The sequence below is a fragment of the Malacoplasma muris genome (assembly GCF_046774425.1).
GTDB lineage: Bacteria > Bacillota_I > Bacilli_A > Mycoplasmatales > Mycoplasmoidaceae > Malacoplasma > Malacoplasma muris.
Genome location: NZ_CP177248.1, coordinates 219,074 through 240,077, shown reverse-complemented (window position 1 = coordinate 240,077; position 21,004 = coordinate 219,074). Strand labels below are relative to the sequence as shown.

The window sequence follows — 21,004 nt, the reverse complement described above, 5'->3', positions numbered from 1 at the left end:
TTCACAACAACGAGACACCCACTATGTTATACAACCATTTATCAGAAAAAGAAAGAGCATTAATTGAATTTATGTTCTACCAAGAAAGAAGATCTTTAAATTCAATTGCAAAAGAATTGAATAGACATAGATCTACAATATCAAGAGAATTAAAAAGAAATGAATCTTGTGGAATATATAATTCTAATAATGCTCATAAAAAATATTTAAATAGAAAATGAAATTCTCATGCTTTTTATCTTGATAGATACAAAAGCTTTACAGATCTATTTTTAGATAAATTTAGAAAAATAGATCATGGAGTTGAAGCAACTTGTCATTATATTAAAAAAAATTATCCTTGTGTCAAAACACCAAGTTCTAGACAGGTTTTTAATTGAATAAAATCCAATAGATGAAAATTAAAAAGATCAGATAGACTCAGAAAAGGATATGTAAAAGGAAGAAAAAGACATAAAGGTATGTTTTCTAAATTTGATGAAAAATATGTATTTCCTTTTTGAGCTAGACCTTCTAAAATAGAAAAAAGAGAAGAGTATGGACATTTTGAAGCAGATTTAATTATTGGAAAAAGAAAAGCTGGATATAGTAATTTGCTAACTCTAGTAGAAAGAGTTACAAGAATGACATATATTATTAAAGTCAAAAATAAAAATTCTTTTACAATAAATTCAACAATTAAAAAATTGGTTGAAGAAAATAATTTAAAAGTAAAAACAATCACAATAGATAATGGAATTGAGTTTAATAAAATAGGAATCCTTGCCTATTGATTAAATTGCAAAATTTATTATTGTGAACCATATGCTTCATTTCAAAGAGGAAGCAATGAAAATGCTAATGGTATTATTAGAAGATTTTATAAAAAAGGAACAAACTTTGATTTATTAACAGATGATGATGTAGTTAGACTACAAAATAGGATAAACTTCATGCCAAGAAAAATGTTTGGTTTTAAATCAAGTCATGAAATAAATAAACATTATATAGAAAGGTAATAAAAACTCATAACCATTTTATTGGCTATGAGTTATAAGTTGTGCTATTATGATGTTGCACTTCATATTTCATTCAGGGAACTATAGCTATTTAAAAGTTATAGTTTTTTTATTTTTAAATAAAAAAAGTTTGATTTTTAATCAAACTAAAAAGTAACTATTTTTTAAATCTAGATGAAAATATAGAATTATTATTTTCTGAATTACTACTACTTGGAGTAGCAACAATTTTAGGTAATGGTTTTTGTTGAAGTGTGCTTGTTGAAGGAGTTTTGTTTGGCAATGGCACATTTTGTGATACTGGTCTACTATTAAAATTACTAGATGAAATAGGTCTTGCTAAAGGCTTAGGCATTGGTTTTGATCCAGGTATATATGTAGGTTTTGGTCTATTTGAAAATTGTGGTTGTTGAATAACAGTAGGCATTGGTTGAGCAGATGGAACATTATAAGAATTTTCACTTACATTTTCATTTTCTACTATAGCTGGTTTTTCAATAATTGTATTTTCTCTATTATTGACTTTTTGCTCTACATTAGAAGTTACAATAGCATTATTTATAATAGGAACATTTACAAAGGGGTTGCTAGCATCTGGGATATTTTCATCTACATGTGATTCTTGATTATTTTCTAAAGATACACTGTTTCTTTGATTAAATGAAGGAAAAGTTGACACAACTTGTTCATTAATATTTGAATCTTGGTTTGCAACATTATTTTGCTCTAAAACAATACTGTTTTCTTCAAAATAATTTTCAACTTGATTATTATTTATGTTTTTATTTGCCAATTTATCATTTTGAAAATTTTCTTGAACATTCATGTTTTCATACTCATATGCATTTAATGATTCATGAGAAGCCATATGTTGCACTTCAGAAATATTATCTTCTAATTCTTTGTTACTAATTTCTCTAGATTTAAAACATGAAACAACAGCAAGCACTGCTACAGAAATAAAAGAAACACAAGAAAGCGCTGTAAATATAAGCATTATAGTTTTAGATACATTAGTTTCATTATTAAATACATAATTAATTAATAAACCAACCAATAAAAAAATAATACCAAGAATAGACATGCATGCAATTGATATATTCATGCCCATTAATTTTTTATTTTTATTTGTCATAAGAATTATCCCTTTCTATTAAAGTGTTTTTATACATATATTATTATCTAATAAATTTATAGTTAAAACTATATTATTTATTTTTTTGTGAATCTTTTGGATTATTTATTTCAGTTCACATCAAATCATCTAATGCTGTATCTACAAACTTTGATGGTTCAAGTTTCTTGTCTAAAACTTTTATTATAAGTTTAAAAACAGGAACATCTAATTTCTTTTGATTTATTATTTTTTTAACAATTGGATAAACTTTATATCCTTCTACTGTTGCTTTATTTTCTTTTAAAACTTTATCAAGACCATTTTTAAAAATTTGCTTTCCAAATGTAAAATTTCTAGATTTATTTGAAGTGCAAGTTAAAAATATATCACCAATACCACAAAACTGTAAAATTGTTTTATCCTTAGCACCCATATGTTTAGCAATCAATTGCATTTCATTAACTCCTTGTGTCAATAGTGCAGATATAGTATTAATAGAATTATGATTTTCCTCAGAAATTCCTATTGCAATTGCTAAAAGATTTTTCAAAGATGCTAGAATTTGCGATCCAATTTCATCCTTACAAGGTACAGCTTTAAAAAAATCAGAATTAAATAATTGTGCAACATCTTTTGCAACATCCAATTTTTTAGAAACAACATTTACAACTGTTGGTTTTTTTTCAAAAACATCTATGGCAAAAGATGGACCAATTAAAGTGGCTAAATCTATGTTATATTTTTTCAGATTTTTATAAATTGATTTACTTCATACATTATTTGTTATTGGATCAAGACCTTTTGCAACATTAATGATTATATATTTATTCTTATTGTTCATAAAAGGTTTAACTTTATCTAACACTTCAATAATGAATGTTGATGGAATAGCAAGTAAAATATATTTTGCATTTTCAATTACTTCTTGTAAATCTATATTAGCTTTTACTTTTGCAAATAATTTCTTATTTCCAAAAAATTTTCTATTATATCCTGAATTTAAATCTTTTATTTCACTAGGATTAATACCTCACATTTCCACTTCATACCCATTATTAGATAAACAACAAGATAAAGCAGTCCCTCAAGCTCCTGTTCCTAAAATTGCAATTTTATTATTCATAATCAAAATCTTTACCTTTTCTTAAATCTTCTGTTTTCTTTTTAAAATACAATGTTATAGGAACATTGTTTAAACCAAACTTTTCTCTTATTTCATTTTCTAAATATCTTGCATAACTAAAATGCAAATAATTAGGATTATTACAAAACAATACAAATGTAGGAATCTGACCATTAACTTGAGTTACATAATTAATTTTAATTCTTCCAGTTTTAAAACTTGGTGGATTATTTAACATTTGTGCCCTTGCAATTACTTCAGTTAAAACCTTTGAAGAAAATTTTTTTGTTGCATTTTCTTGAATATTAAGAATGTTATCAAACAATGTTGAAATTCTCTTATTTTCTTTTGCACTAAAAAATACTATTGGTGCTCATGATAGAAATTGAAATTTTGCTTTTATTTTTTTCTCCATCTCTCTCATAGTAAATTCATTTTTTGAAACAAGGTCTCATTTATTAACAGCAATAATACATGGTATATTTGCTTTATATGCAAGACCTGCAATTATTTCATCTTGCTCATTAAATTCTTGACTTCCATCCAATAAAACAACAATTAAATTACTTCTATGAATAGATTGTTCAACTCTAATAAAAGCATATTTATCAACACCTATACCTATTTTACCTTTTCTTTTAATCCCAGCAGTGTCTATAATTGTATATAAATTATTATCTTTTTTAAAATCAGTATCAATTGCATCTCTTGTTGTTCCAGCAATATCAGAGACAATTACTCTTTCCTTATTAAGGATAGCATTTACAAGTGATGATTTTCCAACATTTGGTCTACCAATTATACAAAACTTATATGATTCACTATCTTTAATATTTCCAGTATCATAACTTACTATTTTATCTAACAAATCACCTATTCCAATACCATGAGATGATGAAATAAATATTGGTTTCCCAAAGCCAAGTTTATAAAACTCAGCTTCATTTACTTGTGCTGATTCACTTTTATTTGAAACTATAATTATTTTTTTGTTTTTATTTTTTTTAAGAAGTTTAGCTACATATAGATCATCTGTATTAATTCCATCTTTACTAGAAACTAAAAAAATAATAATGTTTGATTCTTCAATGGCAAAAGAAACTTGAGTTTCTATTTGTTGTTTAAAATCAAAATTATTTTGAGTTAGTCCACCTGTATCAATTAAATAAAAATCTTTTGTTAGTCAAGTTGCCTTTGCATAAATACGATCACGTGTAACACCAGGTAAATCATCAATAATAGACTTATTTTTTTTGATAATTCTATTAAACAGAGTAGATTTGCCCACATTTGGTTTTCCAACAATTGCTACTGTTAACATTATTTTTCTACTTTTCTTGTATTATTTATATGCTTTTGTATTGCATCAACAACTTCTTGAATAGATTTTTTATTTGTTTTAATTAAAATTGCATCTTTTGCTTTTTTCAATGGAGCAATTTTTCTATGTTTGTCTACATAATCCCTTTTACATATATCAAGCCATATTTTATAAAAACTTACTTTTTTACCTAATTCTTTTAATTCTTTTGTTCTTCTTCTAGCACGTTCAGTTATAGATGCTGTAAGATATATTTTTAAATTAGCATTTGGCATTATTATTGTACCAATATCTCTACCATCCATTACAACATTCATATTTTCAATCATTTCTTGAACAACATGATTATAGTAAGCTCTAATATAGTCTTTAGTAGCTAAATCAGATGCAAAATCAGAAATTTGTTCAGATTTTGATTCATTTGTATAATCTTTTCCATCAATAAACAATCTTTCATTTTTTACTTCTATCATTCTTTTTTGTAAAAAAGAAATAACTGCATCTGGAGTAGATTCAAGTAAATTATTATTTCTTAATATTAGTGCATATGCTCTAAATAAATAACCTGTTGAAATAAATACTAAATCATTATTCTTTGCTATAATCTTAGCTACAGTAGATTTACCACTACTAGCTGGACCATCAATTGCAATTTTGTAACTCATAATAATCTCCTTAGACTAATAATAAAATTAAAAATATAAAAATTAATAAAATTATTAAAGAAAAACAAAAAAAACAATATATAAAAAATTTTCTTTAACTTCACATTTTTATAAACAGCTTTCTTTTCAATGCTTTTTGGTAATATACTATTAACGATTGATTCTGTTTGACTTTTAGAAATTGAAGTTTTAAAAACATAACTTTTTTCTTTTAAAATATTTTCTATATTATGTTTATTATTTATCATGAAATTATTTCATTGTTGCAACCTTTTAAGAGTAGTAAAATTAGAGTCATTTTTCAATCAATCAAGTGATAAATTACCTTCTTTATCAAATGTTGGATCACTTTGAAATTTGTCTTCATAATTTGATGATTGAAAAATAATGTCTTGTAATTTTTTGCTTTCTATTTTATTCAAAGTTGTTTTTGCTTTATCAAGATAACCATGAGCACTAGTTTCATTAACTACTATATCCATAAACATTTGCTTTGGATCATTTTGGTTAATAATTAACTTAGGATTTATTTTTTTTATTGATTTTTCAAAAGAATTTAAATAATCTTTTTCAGCATTTCCTTTTTCAAGTTCATTATAGTCTTTTTTAATTTTTACTCTATATGACTTATATTTTTTAACCCTTGTTTCCTTTAATGTAGCTTCAACATCAAATGGTTCTAATAAGTCTTCTTCTTTAAATGAATCATTAATCATAAGTAATACAATTATTCCTCTGTTTGAATATGAATGCCAAATGATTGATTTGATGTATAAATTAATACTAAATTAGGAACAAAACACTCAATAATCTTATTTTTTTCAACATTAAAGTTCTTTATTATTTCATCCCTAATATATTTTGCTTCTTCTTCATCAACATTATTATTATAAAAAACAATTGTTTTAATCTTTGATAAAGATATATTTTTAAAAGTGCTAAAAAAAGTTGCTATCATTTTTCCCACTTGCTTTTTAAAACTTGTTGCAATTCCACCTAGTTTATTTTTTAGTTCAAATCTTATTAAAGGTTTTGTTTTAAAAAAATCAAATGTCTTAGCTAAAATTGCTGGAGCTCTACCACTCTTTCTAAGAGGTTCTCATGATCTACAAGTAAACATTGTATAATTCAATTTGTTTTGTTTTCTAGCATATTTCAAAACTTCATCTAAAGATTTATTTTCTTTTTCCAACATTTTTTTTGATTCTAAAACAATGTTTCTAATACCATAACCAATTTCACCAGTATCAACTATATGAAACTTACCTTTATACTCATCTGTTAAATATTGAACATTTTGATAAAAAGATGATAAACCTGATGAGATTGTAAACAATATTATATTTTCATATTTATCAATCATCTCTTCAAGGCAAACCATTACTTTACCAGGACTAACAGCATTAGATTTAAAAGTTATACCTTCTTTTAACTTTGACATAATAACATCTGTAGTCAAAATTTTATTGTCATCTTCATACTCATTATTTAATGAATCTGTAATTCCAAAACATACTTTATTTATGTTAAGTTCTTTTAATTCCTCATCACTCATACTAATAGCTGAATCAACAATATATCCATATTTAATTTTTTCCATAACCTATCCTTAAAAAATAAGAATTAAAAATTAAATATATTTTACAATATAAAACCAGATAATTAGATATAAATTACAAATGGTAATAAAGAGAAGAATTAATAGTATTAAAAAATCTAAAATACTTCTAATATGAGCATTTTAGATTTTTAATTATCAATTTAATAATCTCGTAAATGATCCATTTTCATCATAGTTATTAAATATATGATCAATCATTTTTCCAAGTGAAAAAAATTGGTTTTGTTTTTTTTGTAACATATTTTTATTTACAACAAATTCTCTATATTCTTGTTCTGAGACTTCTTTATTATTTATAGAAAAATGTTTTTCTATTTTTCCATTCTTAGAAGTGTAAGAGTATGAGCATGATCAATTATCTATAGATTCTTTTAATTCTTTAATTTCTTTATTGACATTCTTTAATTCATTTTGAAAAGCTGTTAAATTATTCTTTTCTTCTTCGCTTAAATTGTCTTTTTTAATTAATTCAATAATTTTAGTCTCAAGTTCTTTTTCTCTTATTTTTAATTCATAAATTTTTTCATTCATAATAAATACCTCATTCTTTATATAAAGTATTATAACACCATTTTTAGCACTCTACAAATTAGAGTGCTAAAAATAAATATATAAAGAAAAATCATTGACATTTAAGTCAATGATAATTAATACAATATATATTTTTTCTAGAATATAAATTAAAACTTTTTTCTTGCATCCACTTCAAATACAACAACATTAGAGTCATTTGAATTTGTCTTTTTAAAACCAAATTCTGTTAAAAATTTAATAGCATATGCATTATTTTCACTTACTTGTATTTGCAAAATCTTATTTCTATTAGATGCTTGTATTACAGCATGTTCTAAAACTTGAGATCCAATATGCTTTTTTCTAAAATTTTCATAAACATATAAGAAATAAACTTCAATAATTTGTTCATCTTTTTTTCCAATATGAAAATAACCAGCAAGTTGTCTATCAAATCAAATTGATTTAAAATCAACAATTCTTTGATTTATTCCTGCTCTCATTTTTTCAACCATTTGGTTATAGTTTAAAGAATTTTTATCTTCATATTCTTCAACTAAATTTCTAGCAAGTTTTAAAATTTCTTCTTTTTCATTTTGAGTTACATTACGTATTTCAATTGTAGCCATAATTTATCACCTGTTTAAAATCTGCAAAATTTATTGTAAATAAAATTTACATAGAATTATTATATTAAATTATTACAAATATAGTTTATCAAAATATAAATGTCTATAAGTATTTAACAATATAAATAGAAGTAAAACAGAAAATTAAAATAAAAAATTCATAATCAAATTAATGATTATGAATTTTCAATATATTAATATATTATTTATTTTCTACTGGTGTTTCAGGAGATTTATCTGAAAAAGTTATTGCATCAATTTTTTCTGGATATCCAGTGTAAGCTTGTTTAACTGCTTCTTTTAAATCAGCTGGTTTTTTAGTTGTATCAGTAAATGTTAAACTATGAACATAAATTGTTTTTACATTTGGATATTTATTAATAAATCCAATAATTTCTTTAACAGTTTTATCAAAATCTAAAGCTTTGCCATCTTTTGCTGAAACAATTACAGTTTCTACTTTACTTCAACCATTTTCGTTTCAATCAAATCATTCACCAATATTAGCATCATTTGATGGTTCTTTTCCATCAGTTATTGTTTCATTACTTGTTGAATTTGATGAACCAGCATCTGACTCAATTGCAACATATGCAATATAGAATCTTCCAGTTCCATCCTCAAGCATAGGAACAGTAACATTGTTAAATGATGTTAAACCTGTTTTTCTTAAGTTTCATTGATAAATGTAACCACCTGCAAAATTTGATTGAAAAGCACGCTCTTTAATTCTTGTTTTATAAACAAGATCAATTGCTTCTTGCAATTTTGCATCATCCATTTTTCCTTGAGAACTTAAATCTATACAATTGAAAGTTGCACCAAATCCCATTTCATGAATAATAGAAGTATCTTTTGGTATTTGTAATGGATTAATATTTTTTAAAGAATTACTTCTAATTTCTAATTCTTTTACCGAATTTGGAATATTAATTCCACTAAAATCTGTTAAAGTATCTCAAGTATCTCAAATAGTTAATTTTTTAAGATTTTTATCGATAGATAAATTAGGAATCATACTCTTATTTCAATCATTAACACCTGAAATGCTTACAAATTGTGGTTGAATTTTTTTCAAATCATTTTCAAATCTTGTTTTAAAATCTGTTGATGAAGTTTGATTTCCAGCATCTTGTAAATTAATTACTAAAAAAGTAATTTCTTGATCTTCAATGTTTGGAAATGCACCTTTTAAAGTTTTGTTTGCTATGAACTTATAAACATACATTCCATCAGAAGATTTCACTTTTGTTTGTAATCCTTGAGTTGCATTTTTATCTTCAACTCTGTCTCAACCAGGAAATAATTCTTTATTGGCATCGCTATAACTTCTAGATTGCGAATAATTGTTGTAACTTATATTTTCATCATATGCTAGAATTGGCATATATTTTCTATTATTTGCAAATTCTGTTGTTACTCTATAATCTTGTTTTTTGCCACTAACAGTAGTTAATTGTTTTGTAGAACCCACTTGAGTTTCATCTGTAGATGCAGATTTTAAACTAACATTTGATTTTGAAATAGATTTTACATCAGCTGTAAATGTTAAGTTTTCACCTATAGCTACATTTTGTCTAGTTGTAAAATTTACTGATTCTTGATCAACTGGTTTTTGGATATTTGATCCTTGATCATTTGATCCAGAATTATTTTCTTCTTGTTTTATACTTGTACTATTATTCATAGCACTAGTTGCTAGTGGAATAGCAACACCAACTGTTAATGCTGATGCTACAACACCACTTAACAATAATCCAAGTTTTTTATATTTTGTCATAATAACTAGAACCTCCTTATTATGAGTGTATTAAGTGTAACTACAATTTTTACCAAAGTCAATGAGAGCAAATGGATAAAAAGATACTTATGAATACATGTATATATAAATTATTTTTATTAGTTTTTGCTTTTTTCAAAATTAAATAATATAGATTAGAAATGTTTAAAATTTTTGTTTAATATAATATAATTATTAAGTTGTAAAACAATAATAATTATGGAAGTATAGCTCAGTTGGTTAGAGCACACCCCTGATAAGGGTGAGGTCGATGGTTCGAGCCCATTTACTTCCACCATTATTTTGGGGATGTAGCTCAATTGATAGAGCACCTGATTTGCACTCAGGAGGTCGTGGGTTTGACCCCCATCATCTCCACCATTTAAAAATAAACCACATGCATTTTTTGTATGTGGTTTTTTCTTTATATGAAATCATAAAAATAATTATTATTTACTATCTAATTAATGGTTTTAATATGTTTATTTAATAATTAATAATCATTTATAATTGCTTATAATTATTTAGTATGAATAAAATTTTAATAAAAAACAAAAATGATACTTTTAATATAGATATAGAAAAATTATTGAAAACATTAGAGAAATATAAAATTAAAGTTTTTGAATTAAAAAAAATACAATATGGATGAAAAAATATTTGTTTTAGTATCAAAACAATTAACAATAAAAAACTGTTTATTAAATGTTTTGACACTAAAAAAGCAATAAATAATGAAATTCAAATTTATAAGATTGTTAAAGAAACTGTATCAGTTCCAAAATTATTCTATGCTATAAAATCAAAAGATTTAAACATTTTGGTGTATGAATATGTTTTAGAATCTATTCCATTTTTTGAATATGAAAAGCACATCAATAATCAAAATATCGAAGAAATTTTTTCTAACATAGCAAAATCTTTAGCAATAATTCATAATATTAGATCAGATAAATACAATAAGTTAAACGTGCCTGATTTCAGCTCTTGATATAAAATTTTTTTAACAAAAAATAATGTCATTAAACAATTAGGGTATAAAAGAAAAAATAAAATTGAATGATTAGATAATTATTATAAAAAGTTTTTTTCAACAATTGAAGAGTATAAATCATTTTGTCATTGTGACTTTAAATCAAATAATATATTAATTAAAAACGATTTATCTCCTTGTATAATTGACTGAGAATTTGCTTCATATTGTTATTCTTTTTTAGACATTGGTCAACTTTTTAGGGAAAAAGAAATATATTCTAACAAATTTTTGATTAATATTTTTCAAGATTCATATAATGATATAGCAAATAAAAATTTGCCAGATAATTGGGATATTTTTATTAAATTGGTAGATTTAGGAAACTTGCTTGAAATGTTATCAAGAAAAATTGATTTAGAGCAAAATAAAAAAGTAATCAAAGTAATTGATGATTACTTAGATTACTTAACTCAATAATATTAAGGATTTCATAAAAATTTATAACATTATGTTAATGGATTTTTATTAATTATATATTATTAAACATCTGCAAATTGATCAATTCTAAAAATTGCTATTGATCTAATGTCAGATTCATATCATGTAGTATATAATGAACCTCATGACATACCTTGAGTAACAACTCTTAAATAGTCATTTTTATAATATGATCTAATGTTACGGAAATTTAATTTATCTTTAGTTTTAAAGTTATCGTTTTGGAAATATCATTTATATCTACTATTTGATGCTGGTTTCAAATCAGATGCTACTCATTTAACTCAATCTCATCTATAATAACGATTATCTCTATTGTTATATAAAGCATATATACTTGTTTTCTTATATACATTATTGCTAATATAAATTATTTTGCAAGTTTTTAAATCATAGAAAAATACATTTTTTTGTGGTCCTTTTTCTATAGATGTATTATTTTCAGGTCTTGGTACATAATTTAAGCCATCATAAACTCATGATAAAGAAATATCAACTAGTTTTGTTTTAGAATTTTGAGGCAATAAAATACAAGTATCACATTTATTTTCTGCAATTACAACATAAAGTTCTTCAAAATATTGATCATCTTGTTCATCAATAGGTCTAACTCATAACTTACTTGTTTTTAAATCTCTTTTAATACAAAAATCATGAAGATCTATATTTCTAATTCTGAAAAAACATTCATCTGGAGTTATAAGTACTGGTTCTAATCTTCACTTTTGACGTTGATTATTAGTTGTTGCAACTGTATATTGCAAATCATAATGAGTTTGTATATCACCCATTTTAATTGGTGTTAATGCATAAGAAAAATCAATTTCATCTGTACTTCATGATATACATTGAAAACAATCATAGATAAAAAGTGGAACATTATGAAGTTCTTCTAAATCAGCAAGAGTTGCGACATTATTTGATTTTTCATTAACACTTGATGTTAGCAAAAACTCAGACTTTGTCTTACTTCCTCTTAAAAATAATTGTGATGAAAATACATCACTTAATATTACAGGTTTTGGATATTTTTGAGCTTTTAAATCATGAGTAACTTTTTTTGTGTCAAAATAACATTTAAGTTTTTGACTACCATTATCAGATCTTGGACTTCTATGAGGTGAATCTGGAGTTAAAGAACAAGCAAATCCTAAAGATGCAGAAACTCCACCTGTAGCATCAGATTCAACTAATTGAGATGGAACACTTACTGTAGAAGGTGTAATTAATGTTGCTCCTTCAGTATATGGGGCATTGTTTGCATATGTATCTTCATCAACATAATGTTCATTTAAAATTTCAGGTTCATTAATTCTAGGTGTATAGTAAACTGTGTTTCTTTGATGTCTTATATGATTAGGCAAAATTGGCACTGAGTCAACTCTTCAAGCTGATCTAATTCTTTCTCTTGGAATTGGTCCTACATTAAATCACTCTCTTTGGTATGCAAATTCTCTAAATATTGCATCTACTGCATCTATTGCAGTTTCTAAATCACCTTCTGAAAAATCTATTTGACCAGTACTAATTCTTTGATGATAAAAACTTGCAGTACGTTCAGCACTATAAACATTTTCATCAGCTCTAATTTCATATAAGTAATATTCAAGTGGATCTTCTGGTTCATTTAACATTCCTCCAAAAAATCTCAAACTAGAATCAGGTGAATCAGAAGCTGAAATAATTCCTGTTCTTCTTTCTTCAGGAATTTCATCTCCTAAAGAATAACCTAAAATATGTTGGAAAAAATTTCTATTATTTCCTCATGGTTGAAAACCTTGTTCAAAAACTTCACTTGGTTCTCTAAAATCTATTCTATATATTAAACCAGGACATCCCTGGGCATTTCTTCTTGGGGGATTTGGCATATTTTTTCTCCTTAATATTTATTTATAAATAAATGCTTATATAAAGCACTTATAAACTTCATAAAAATGAAGTTATGGATTTATAATAACATATTAAAAAAATGTATCAACTAATTTATAAAAATAATAAATAAGGCATTTTTAAAAAAATAATTTGATAAAAAAATACTAAAAAATTTTATTATATAACAATAAATTAAAGATATTTAAAAATATTAATATTTATATAAATTAAAAAAATATTTATATCATAAAGATATAAATATTTTTTTAATACTAATTGTTTTTATAAATAGTTTCGTAATCAAATTCTACAAGTTTTGCAGATTTAACATTTCTAATTGGCATCATTTGATTAATAAAATTATAAACTAATTCTCCATTAACAAATGTCATCATAACTCTTCCACTAATTCTGTAATCATTAAATGGTGTTCATCTTGCACTACTTACAATATCTTCATTTTTAATTCATCATCTCTTAGTAGTATTAATTACTACCAAATCTGCATCATAACCTACTTTGATTTCTCCCTTATTTTTAAAACCATATGCTTTTGCAGGATTTTTACATAACAATCTTTCCAAGATTGTAATTGGTATTCTTTTAAAATAACAATTATCAAATAAAATTGAAAATAAGGTTTCAAAATTTGGAATTCCTGGTCTTTCAGATTCAAATTTTTCAATTAAAGTAACTGGCATGTGAGATGAAGTAATTATATCAATTTTTCCATTCTTAATAGCATTTCACAAATGTATATTATTTAACATTGTTCCCAATTTATATTCAGTAGTAATTGTTTTTCGTTTATATTCACTATTAATATGATCTTTATTAAACAATAAATACATTATTGATGTAGCAGTTTTAATATTGTATCCTTCTGCTTTATATGCAAGTATTTTTTCCAAATCATATTCATTTGTAATATCATAAAATAATATTCTAATATTTTTATCATGACAAATATCAAAGAAGATATCAATATCAGTTCCTGATAAGTGAATCAAAATCATCTTAGAAGCTTCTATCATTTTTTGTAGTCCAATAGAGTCTGATATTCTTTCTTTAAAATTTCTAGAATTTAAAGTTAAAATTGTTCCAACAACATATTCTTGAATTTTCATCAAATCTTTTTGATTAGATATATCAGAAGCATTAACTGCAAATGCAAAATTTACTAAAGAATTTTCATTTGCTTCATTAATTTTAGAAGTTATTTCATTAAAATAGTTTGTACTGATAGGATTTGTAGGGATATCTATAAATGTAGTAATTCCACCATGAGCACAAGCAATTGATTCAGTTGTATAGTTTGCTAGATCATATGATGAAAGAGTTTTTACTCTTGCAAAACCATCAATTATTCCTGGCATAACAAGATTTTTTCTAATATCAAAAACTTGATCAATTCTATAATCTACTTCTTCAACTAAAATAGGTTCTTCACTTATTTGAGCAATAATATTATTGTCAATTACTATATCAACTTTTTTATTATTTGATAACAAACAATTCTTTAATAAAGTAACCATATATTTTAAACTCCCACATTACAATCATTTAATATGCTAATTTGCATAAGATATTAATATTATAACTTTTTAACTTGTGTCTTTCAATAACCTAATATATAAAATTGATTAAACACTAAGTTATTAAAAAAATGAAAAAATAAATAATTTTATTGAAAATAATAAAAAAATCTTGGAAAACCAAGATTAATTAAACTAAATTAGATAATAACTACTAATGTATTTAAAAGTAGACTGAGTTGCTTCTCCACCACCAGTATCTTCTCCAGTTCCACTATCACCACCACTAACTGGTATATCAAATGGAACAAAATTGTTCACTTTTTCAAAAATAACTGATGACATTGGAATTACACACAATATTAATAATAATGATATTAATAAAATAATGAAATTTGATACAAAAAATCCTTTACTCTTATGTGCTCCATTTATACCGACAAATCACATACCCATTAAATAAATATAGGGCATTGGAACAAGAATAATTACAATTGATGAAAAAATTACAATTGTTTTTGTCATAGCCCCATAATGTTGAGCAAAAGATCATTTTGGATCAGTTGTTCCATTAAAAGAAGTTGCCAAAAATCCTAAACATATTGAAGCATATACTATAAAAAATACACTAAAAGATATGAATGCAATTCAAGAATGTTTAATAAACTCATCATCTCTCAATTTGTTTTCAAAACCTAAGATTTTATTTTTTAATTTTACAGATTTTTGAGCTTTTAATTTACCTTGTTTTTTCTCTCTAATTAAATCTTTTTTAGTTCTTTCAAATTTTTCAAAAAATGTTGCATTAGATTCTTGAGAAGATTTATCATATTTTGATTCTGCATAAGACTTAACTTTTGGCAAATTTGTTAATTCATCAACTCTATTACTATTTGTAGTAGAAGTATTTGAACTAGCATTATTAGGATTATTATTTAAAGTTTTATCTCTATTATCCATTTGACTTCTCCTTTCAACTATTGATGATATTTTGCACTTCATCAAATTTCTCTTGTGTATTATCTTTTACAAAAATAACTTGAGGCGCTTTTCTTCAATTTAATTCTTTAGCAAGAATTGTTCTAAAATAACCACTAGCTCCATTAATTTTACTTAATATTTTATCAATAATATTTTTATCATAACAACTAATATATATTTTAGCAATACTTTTGTCATTTGTTAATCTTACATCAACAATTGTTGCAAGTTTAATTAGTGGATCATATATTTCTATATGAATTGTATTAGTTAAAATTTTTTTTATTGTTGATTCATATCTTGAAATTTTTATCTTACTAGAATTACTCATGTTTCTTTTCAACCATTTTATATATTTCTACAATATCACCAACTACAAAATCATTAAAACCATCAACAGTGAAACCACACTCTTTACCCGCTTCAACTTTATTTATTGTATCTTTACCATGTTTTAATGAAGAAATTTTCTTATTTTCTACTATTAATTCTTTCTTTCTTAATAGCCTTATAAAAGCATTTCTTGCAATTTCACCAGTTAAAACTTTACATCCTGCAATTGTACCAACTGATGAATGAGTTCATAATTGTCTAACTTCAACTTCTCCAATCTTTTCTTCTACATAAATTGGATCTAAAGTTCCTTTTAATATTTTTTCAACTGCGTCCTTTATTTCATAAATAATGTTGTAAGTTTTTATTTCAATATTATTTGATTTAGCAATATCTAATATAGAAGGTGTTGGTTTTAATTTAAATAAAAATATCAATGCATTTGCACTTTTTGCAAAATTTATATCCGTTTCACTTGGTTGACCCACAGAACTTCTAATAATATTAATTTTTGCTCCATCAACTTCTATACTAGATAATGTTGATTTTAATGCTTCAAGTGAACCAAAGACATCTGTTTTTATTATTAAATTAAGTTCTTTTGTCTTTGATTCTCCTTCTCCATCTATTTTTATTAAATTTGATGTTCTTTTTTTATTAGCATTTACCTGTCTTTTATTTGCTAAATCTTTAATTGTTTTTTCATCTTTTGCAACAACTCATTTATCACCTGATTTTGGAACACCATTTAATCCAGATATTTTTACAGGTGTTGAAGGTAATGCAACTTTTATTTGCTCTTCTTTGTCGTTAACCATACTTCTAATTTTTCCATAGTATTCACCAACTAGAATATAATCTCCAACCATTAAAGTTCCATTTTGAACTAATAGACTTGCAACTGGACCCATTCCTTTATCAAGTTGAGCTTCTATAGTTACTCCATATGCTAATTTGTTGTTATTTGCTTTTAAACTTAATAACTCAGAGTGTAAAACAATAGCTTCTAATAATTTATCAACACCTTGTTTTGTAAGTGCACTTCCTTTAATCATAGTGTGATTACCGCCCCACTCTTCTACTAAAACATTTTTATCAGCAAGCTGAGACATTATTTTATCTAGATTAGGGTTTGGGATTTTATCAATTTTATTTACAAAAATAATTATAGGAACTTTAGCAAAAATAGCATGATCTATTGCTTCTTCAGTTTGAGGTTTTAAACCATCATCTGCTGCTACAACAAGAATAATAATATCTGTTAAATCAGCTCCCCTTGCTCTCATAGCACTAAATGCTTCATGACCAGGTGTATCAATAAAAGTTATTAAATTATCTTTTCATTTAACTTGATAAGCACCAATATTTTGAGTAATTCTACCATCCTCATTATCTGCTACATTTGTGTTTCTAATACTATCAAGTAATGTAGTTTTACCATGATCTACATGTCCCATAATTGTAATAATAGGAGGTCTTTTTTCAAGATCATCACTTTTATCAATTGAAAGATGATCTAAAAAATTATCCTCATTAATTTGAATTTCTTTTTTAAAGTCATATCCTAACTCAAGACACACTTCACCCATTTGTTCTTCTGTTAAGACACTATTCAAATTTAAAACTTTTCCCTGTATGAAAAAATATTTAATAATTTCAGAACTTGCTCTATTTATTTTTTTAGCAAATTCATTTATTGTTAATGGCTCAACATAAATAAAAACACCATCTTGAATACCAACATCAACTTTTTTTAATTGTGATTTTAAATCATTATTTTTTCTATTATCAGCGTTTTTATTATTATTTTTATTAAATTTACTATTGTTATTTTTTTTCATATGCTAAATCTCCTTGTTAAAAATTTTTTTAAGTTGATCAATCATATTACTATTTGGAGTTATTTTTAGTTTATTAAAAATAATTGAATTAAATTTTTTTAAAGGTATTTTTAAAATATTTTCTTCTTTAAAATATACTGACCTTCCCTTAATTTTACTATCATTAATAAATAAATAATTCATTTTTTTAGAATATGTAATTTTAACTAACTGATTAACTGGGAATTTTTTCTTTGAGATAGAACACATTCTTTGTGGATATACAAAGATATTATTCTTCATAATCATCATCAATATTAATATTATCTAAATCAATATTGTTATCATTTGTATCATCAAAATCGTCTTCACTAACATCAAATTCATCAAGAACATTAATTTTCTTTTTATCTTTTTTGTCCTGACTATTAGTTTGAGATTTATTAGATTTTTGTTTAGAATCTTTTTTAGTTTTCTTCTTTGTAGAAGGTTCTTCATAACTATCAAAAAATTCATCAATTGATTGTGATTCTTTTTGTTGATTTGTCTTAATTGAATCATTATTTTCTATATTATCATCACTCTTGCTTGATGGTATAGAATCAAATGAAAAATCATTCAATATAGTTTTTGTTTTTTTAGTTGTTTTGTTTTTTGATTCTTTAGATACATCAATATTACTAAAACTATCTTCTAATATCTCATATTCATCAGTTGATTCATTTCCACTTACAAAAATAACTTCTTCATCATCGTCATCAACTTTTTTCTTTTTCTTTGAAACTTTTGAACTACTATTTAATAAATTTTCTACATCTTCTTCAGTAACTTTTGAACCCCAATTATCGATTTCTTCAATATCATAATCAAAATCATTAAACCCTTGTGAAGAAGAAGAACTAAATGGTTTAAATTTTGATTTTCCATTGTTAAAATTAACATTATTAGTTTGTCTTTTAACATATGCATTATATTTAGAAGGACTCAAATTAGTTACATCTTCATATTCTATTTGATCTTCAATTGCTAATTTTAATGAAATTACATCAATACTTCATCCAGTTAACATTGACATTAATCTAACATTAATTCCTGATTTACCTATAATTTTTTCAACAACTTCATCTTGACATACAATTGTTACAATTTTATTATTAGGATTATTTTCAGTAGGATCATCAGTTATTTCTAAACCAACTATACTTTCAGGAGAACACATATTCACAATCAATTGTTTAGGATCACTATCATATGCAAAAATATCAATTTTTTCTTTATTAACATGATTTGATACAGCCATTATTCTACTACCAGAACGTCCAACACAAGTACCAACTGGATCAATATTTGGGTCTGTACAAGAAACAGCAATTTTTGTTTTATAACCTGGAACTCTTGCAATCAATTCCATTTTAACAATTCCATCAAAAATTTCTGGAACATTAGCTGCCATTAAATGTTGAATTAATAATGGACTAGTTCTAGAAAGAATAATAGGTCAACTTTTTGACTGTTGTTTAACTTCTTTTATAAGAAAATAATATTTTTGGCCTGGATTTAGTCTTTCATTTGGTATTTGATCAGATTTATTAACTACACCAAAATCATCATTTAATCTAACTTCAGCATTTCTTAAATTATCATTTTTTTCAACTTCAGCATAAACTACTAAATTTTCTTTATCTTTTCACTTTTCATAAATCTTTAAATTTGTTATTTCATTTAATTTTTGCTGAAATATTTGTAAGATATGCATTGCCATTCTTCTTTCAAAATTGCTAATGCTTACATCCATTTCAAAATCATCACCTATTTTTGCATCTTTTTTCAATTTAATAACATCAGATAAATTTATTTCAATATCATCATCAATTTCATCTTCAGATTTTTCAACAACTTTTTTAATTTCAACTAAATTAATTGTTTTTTTAGACAAATTGATTCTTGCTTCAACATTAACATCAGGATTTTCTTTAGAATATGCTTTTTCGATTGATTCTTTTAATAGTTCACTAACATGTTGAGCAGTAATTCCTTTTTCTTCTGCAATTGATTGAATATTATCAAACAATTTTGAGATGTTTATACTCATTTTTAGACTCCTATAAAAATAATAATGAGTAAGATCCTTGAAAAGACCTTACTCACTGTATGCTTAATTATACATAAATTATTTTTTATTTCACACTTTTTTGAACTCTTCACGAACAAATTCTAAAAGTCCTTTTATTTTAGAATAATCAACTCTTGTTGGAGACACCATAACCAATTGTGTCTTATTATCATCAATACCAATATCTGTTGCTGCAAAAACAACATCATCTGATTGACCTAATTCATCACCAAATGTAATTGAAGTTTTACCATCATGAGATTTCTCTTGCTTTAAGGCTATTTGTTCTCAAACAGATGTATTTTCCAACATCACTAAAACTTCTTTTAATTTTTCATGATTATTAAACTCTGGAAAATTAATTAAAGATGATGAACCAACAACATTTGTAATAATTTTATTTTGAATGTTAAAAATTCTTTCTACAACTTCTTGCATAATAAATTCATATGATTGCACTTTCTCTCTAATTAGCTTTTTAACTATATCAAGTCTTTCATTTAATTCACTAATTTTGCAATCAATTAATCTATCATTAAATATTCTTATACAAATAGATAAATCAGATAATACAGATTTATCATTTATTTCAATAATATTTTTAGTTAATTCACCATTAGATAAAATAACAATCATTAATGCTGTATTTTCGCCTATTTTAATTAAATCAACTCTTTTTAGTGAAACATCTTTATTTCTCTCTATTGTTACTAATGGTAATTGCATTGATTCGCTAATGACTTTACAACTCTCATCAATAATTAAATCAATTGATTTTTTCCTATTTTCAAATATTTGTCTCAATTTATATTTAATATTTTCATCAATTAATGATATTGAAAATTCTTTATCATAAAGTTTGTATGCTTTTGTTGATGGAACTCTACCAGATGATGTATGATTTTTTTCAAGAAAACCTAATGTTTCAAGTAAAGCCATTTCATTTCTTACAGTAGCACCTGAAATGTTTTTCATATACTTTTCTATAATAATTTTACTTCCAACAGGTTGTGCTGTTTCAATATATTCTTCAATAATATATTTCAACAACTCTTTTTGTCTATTCGTAATTTCCATAAAAAGCTCCAATAATAAAATAAAATATAAGT

At 24.5% G+C, this 21,004-nt stretch carries 19 protein-coding genes and 2 tRNA genes; 4 read left to right on the top strand and 17 right to left on the bottom strand.

What is annotated here, in order from left to right; translation table 4 throughout:
* The first annotated feature begins 23 nt into the window (after positions 1 to 23).
* Positions 24 to 998: an IS30 family transposase gene (locus ACLFO7_RS01010; protein ID WP_412032492.1), complete on the top strand. Its 975-nt coding sequence runs from the start codon at positions 24 to 26 to the stop codon at positions 996 to 998.
* 157 nt (positions 999 to 1,155) lie between these two features.
* Here the strand turns inward: ACLFO7_RS01010 and ACLFO7_RS01005 are convergent, their stop codons facing one another.
* The 9 genes from ACLFO7_RS01005 to ACLFO7_RS00965 form a co-directional block, all read right to left on the bottom strand.
* Entirely contained in the window at positions 1,156 to 2,133 is a 978-nt protein-coding gene (locus tag ACLFO7_RS01005; RefSeq protein WP_412032491.1) for a hypothetical protein, read from the bottom strand.
* Between the two features lie 73 nt (positions 2,134 to 2,206).
* Positions 2,207 to 3,238, bottom strand: coding sequence for an NAD(P)H-dependent glycerol-3-phosphate dehydrogenase (locus tag ACLFO7_RS01000; RefSeq protein ID WP_412032490.1), 1,032 nt, complete (start codon positions 3,236 to 3,238; stop codon positions 2,207 to 2,209).
* Complete coding sequence (der, locus tag ACLFO7_RS00995; protein WP_412032489.1) at positions 3,231 to 4,559, bottom strand: ribosome biogenesis GTPase Der; 1,329 nt, start codon at positions 4,557 to 4,559, stop codon at positions 3,231 to 3,233. Before der ends, ACLFO7_RS01000 begins: the two co-directional genes overlap by 8 nt.
* Positions 4,559 to 5,224, bottom strand: coding sequence for a (d)CMP kinase (cmk, locus tag ACLFO7_RS00990; protein ID WP_412032488.1), 666 nt, complete (start codon positions 5,222 to 5,224; stop codon positions 4,559 to 4,561). The genes der and cmk overlap by 1 nt, the downstream gene beginning before the upstream one ends.
* Positions 5,170 to 5,940 carry a hypothetical protein gene (locus ACLFO7_RS00985; RefSeq protein WP_412032487.1) on the bottom strand — a complete coding sequence of 257 codons (771 nt, stop codon included), beginning with the start codon at positions 5,938 to 5,940 and terminating at the stop codon, positions 5,170 to 5,172. Before ACLFO7_RS00985 ends, cmk begins: the two co-directional genes overlap by 55 nt.
* 11 nt (positions 5,941 to 5,951) lie before the next feature.
* Positions 5,952 to 6,824, bottom strand: coding sequence for a DegV family protein (locus tag ACLFO7_RS00980; protein WP_412032486.1), 873 nt, complete (start codon positions 6,822 to 6,824; stop codon positions 5,952 to 5,954).
* A 153-nt stretch (positions 6,825 to 6,977) separates the two neighbouring features.
* A complete protein-coding gene (locus ACLFO7_RS00975) occupies positions 6,978 to 7,376 on the bottom strand; it encodes a hypothetical protein (protein WP_412032485.1) in 399 nt (132 codons plus the stop codon).
* Between the two features lie 149 nt (positions 7,377 to 7,525).
* A complete protein-coding gene (locus ACLFO7_RS00970; protein WP_412032484.1) occupies positions 7,526 to 7,987 on the bottom strand; it encodes a GNAT family N-acetyltransferase in 462 nt (153 codons plus the stop codon).
* Positions 7,988 to 8,189: 202 nt separating this feature from the next.
* A complete protein-coding gene (locus ACLFO7_RS00965; protein WP_412032483.1) occupies positions 8,190 to 9,767 on the bottom strand; it encodes an IgG-blocking protein M in 1,578 nt (525 codons plus the stop codon).
* A 221-nt stretch (positions 9,768 to 9,988) separates the two neighbouring features.
* Here ACLFO7_RS00965 and ACLFO7_RS00960 point away from each other — a divergent pair.
* The 3 genes from ACLFO7_RS00960 to ACLFO7_RS00950 all read left to right on the top strand — a co-directional run bounded on the left by ACLFO7_RS00960 (position 9,989) and on the right by ACLFO7_RS00950 (position 11,220).
* Positions 9,989 to 10,065: transfer RNA gene (locus ACLFO7_RS00960), tRNA-Ile, on the top strand.
* Positions 10,066 to 10,072: 7 nt separating this feature from the next.
* Positions 10,073 to 10,148: transfer RNA gene (locus ACLFO7_RS00955), tRNA-Ala, on the top strand.
* 148 nt (positions 10,149 to 10,296) lie between these two features.
* A complete protein-coding gene (locus tag ACLFO7_RS00950) occupies positions 10,297 to 11,220 on the top strand; it encodes a phosphotransferase (protein ID WP_412032482.1) in 924 nt (307 codons plus the stop codon).
* Between the two features lie 62 nt (positions 11,221 to 11,282).
* On the opposite strand, the gene ACLFO7_RS00945 is transcribed toward ACLFO7_RS00950, so the two are convergent.
* The 8 genes from ACLFO7_RS00945 to hrcA all read right to left on the bottom strand — a co-directional run bounded on the left by ACLFO7_RS00945 (position 11,283) and on the right by hrcA (position 20,972).
* The gene (locus ACLFO7_RS00945) at positions 11,283 to 13,109 is read right to left on the bottom strand and encodes a hypothetical protein (RefSeq protein WP_412032481.1); all 1,827 of its coding nucleotides are present in this window, start codon (positions 13,107 to 13,109) and stop codon (positions 11,283 to 11,285) included.
* Between the two features lie 276 nt (positions 13,110 to 13,385).
* Positions 13,386 to 14,648 (bottom strand): amidohydrolase family protein, encoded by a 1,263-nt coding sequence (locus tag ACLFO7_RS00940; RefSeq protein WP_412032480.1) that lies wholly within the window; start codon positions 14,646 to 14,648, stop codon positions 13,386 to 13,388.
* A 195-nt stretch (positions 14,649 to 14,843) separates the two neighbouring features.
* Positions 14,844 to 15,608: a hypothetical protein gene (locus ACLFO7_RS00935; protein WP_412032479.1), complete on the bottom strand. Its 765-nt coding sequence runs from the start codon at positions 15,606 to 15,608 to the stop codon at positions 14,844 to 14,846.
* Positions 15,601 to 15,960, bottom strand: a complete 360-nt coding sequence (gene rbfA, locus ACLFO7_RS00930; protein WP_412032478.1) for a 30S ribosome-binding factor RbfA — start codon at positions 15,958 to 15,960, stop codon at positions 15,601 to 15,603. Before rbfA ends, ACLFO7_RS00935 begins: the two co-directional genes overlap by 8 nt.
* The gene (gene infB / locus ACLFO7_RS00925; RefSeq protein ID WP_412032477.1) at positions 15,953 to 17,803 is read right to left on the bottom strand and encodes a translation initiation factor IF-2; all 1,851 of its coding nucleotides are present in this window, start codon (positions 17,801 to 17,803) and stop codon (positions 15,953 to 15,955) included. Before infB ends, rbfA begins: the two co-directional genes overlap by 8 nt.
* A 3-nt stretch (positions 17,804 to 17,806) precedes the next feature.
* Entirely contained in the window at positions 17,807 to 18,085 is a 279-nt protein-coding gene (locus ACLFO7_RS00920; RefSeq protein WP_412032476.1) for a hypothetical protein, read from the bottom strand.
* Entirely contained in the window at positions 18,075 to 19,874 is a 1,800-nt protein-coding gene (gene nusA, locus ACLFO7_RS00915) for a transcription termination factor NusA (RefSeq protein ID WP_412032475.1), read from the bottom strand. Before nusA ends, ACLFO7_RS00920 begins: the two co-directional genes overlap by 11 nt.
* Before the next feature lie 78 nt (positions 19,875 to 19,952).
* Positions 19,953 to 20,972 carry a heat-inducible transcriptional repressor HrcA gene (hrcA, locus tag ACLFO7_RS00910; protein WP_412032474.1) on the bottom strand — a complete coding sequence of 340 codons (1,020 nt, stop codon included), beginning with the start codon at positions 20,970 to 20,972 and terminating at the stop codon, positions 19,953 to 19,955.
* Between the last annotated feature and the right edge of the window lie 32 nt (positions 20,973 to 21,004).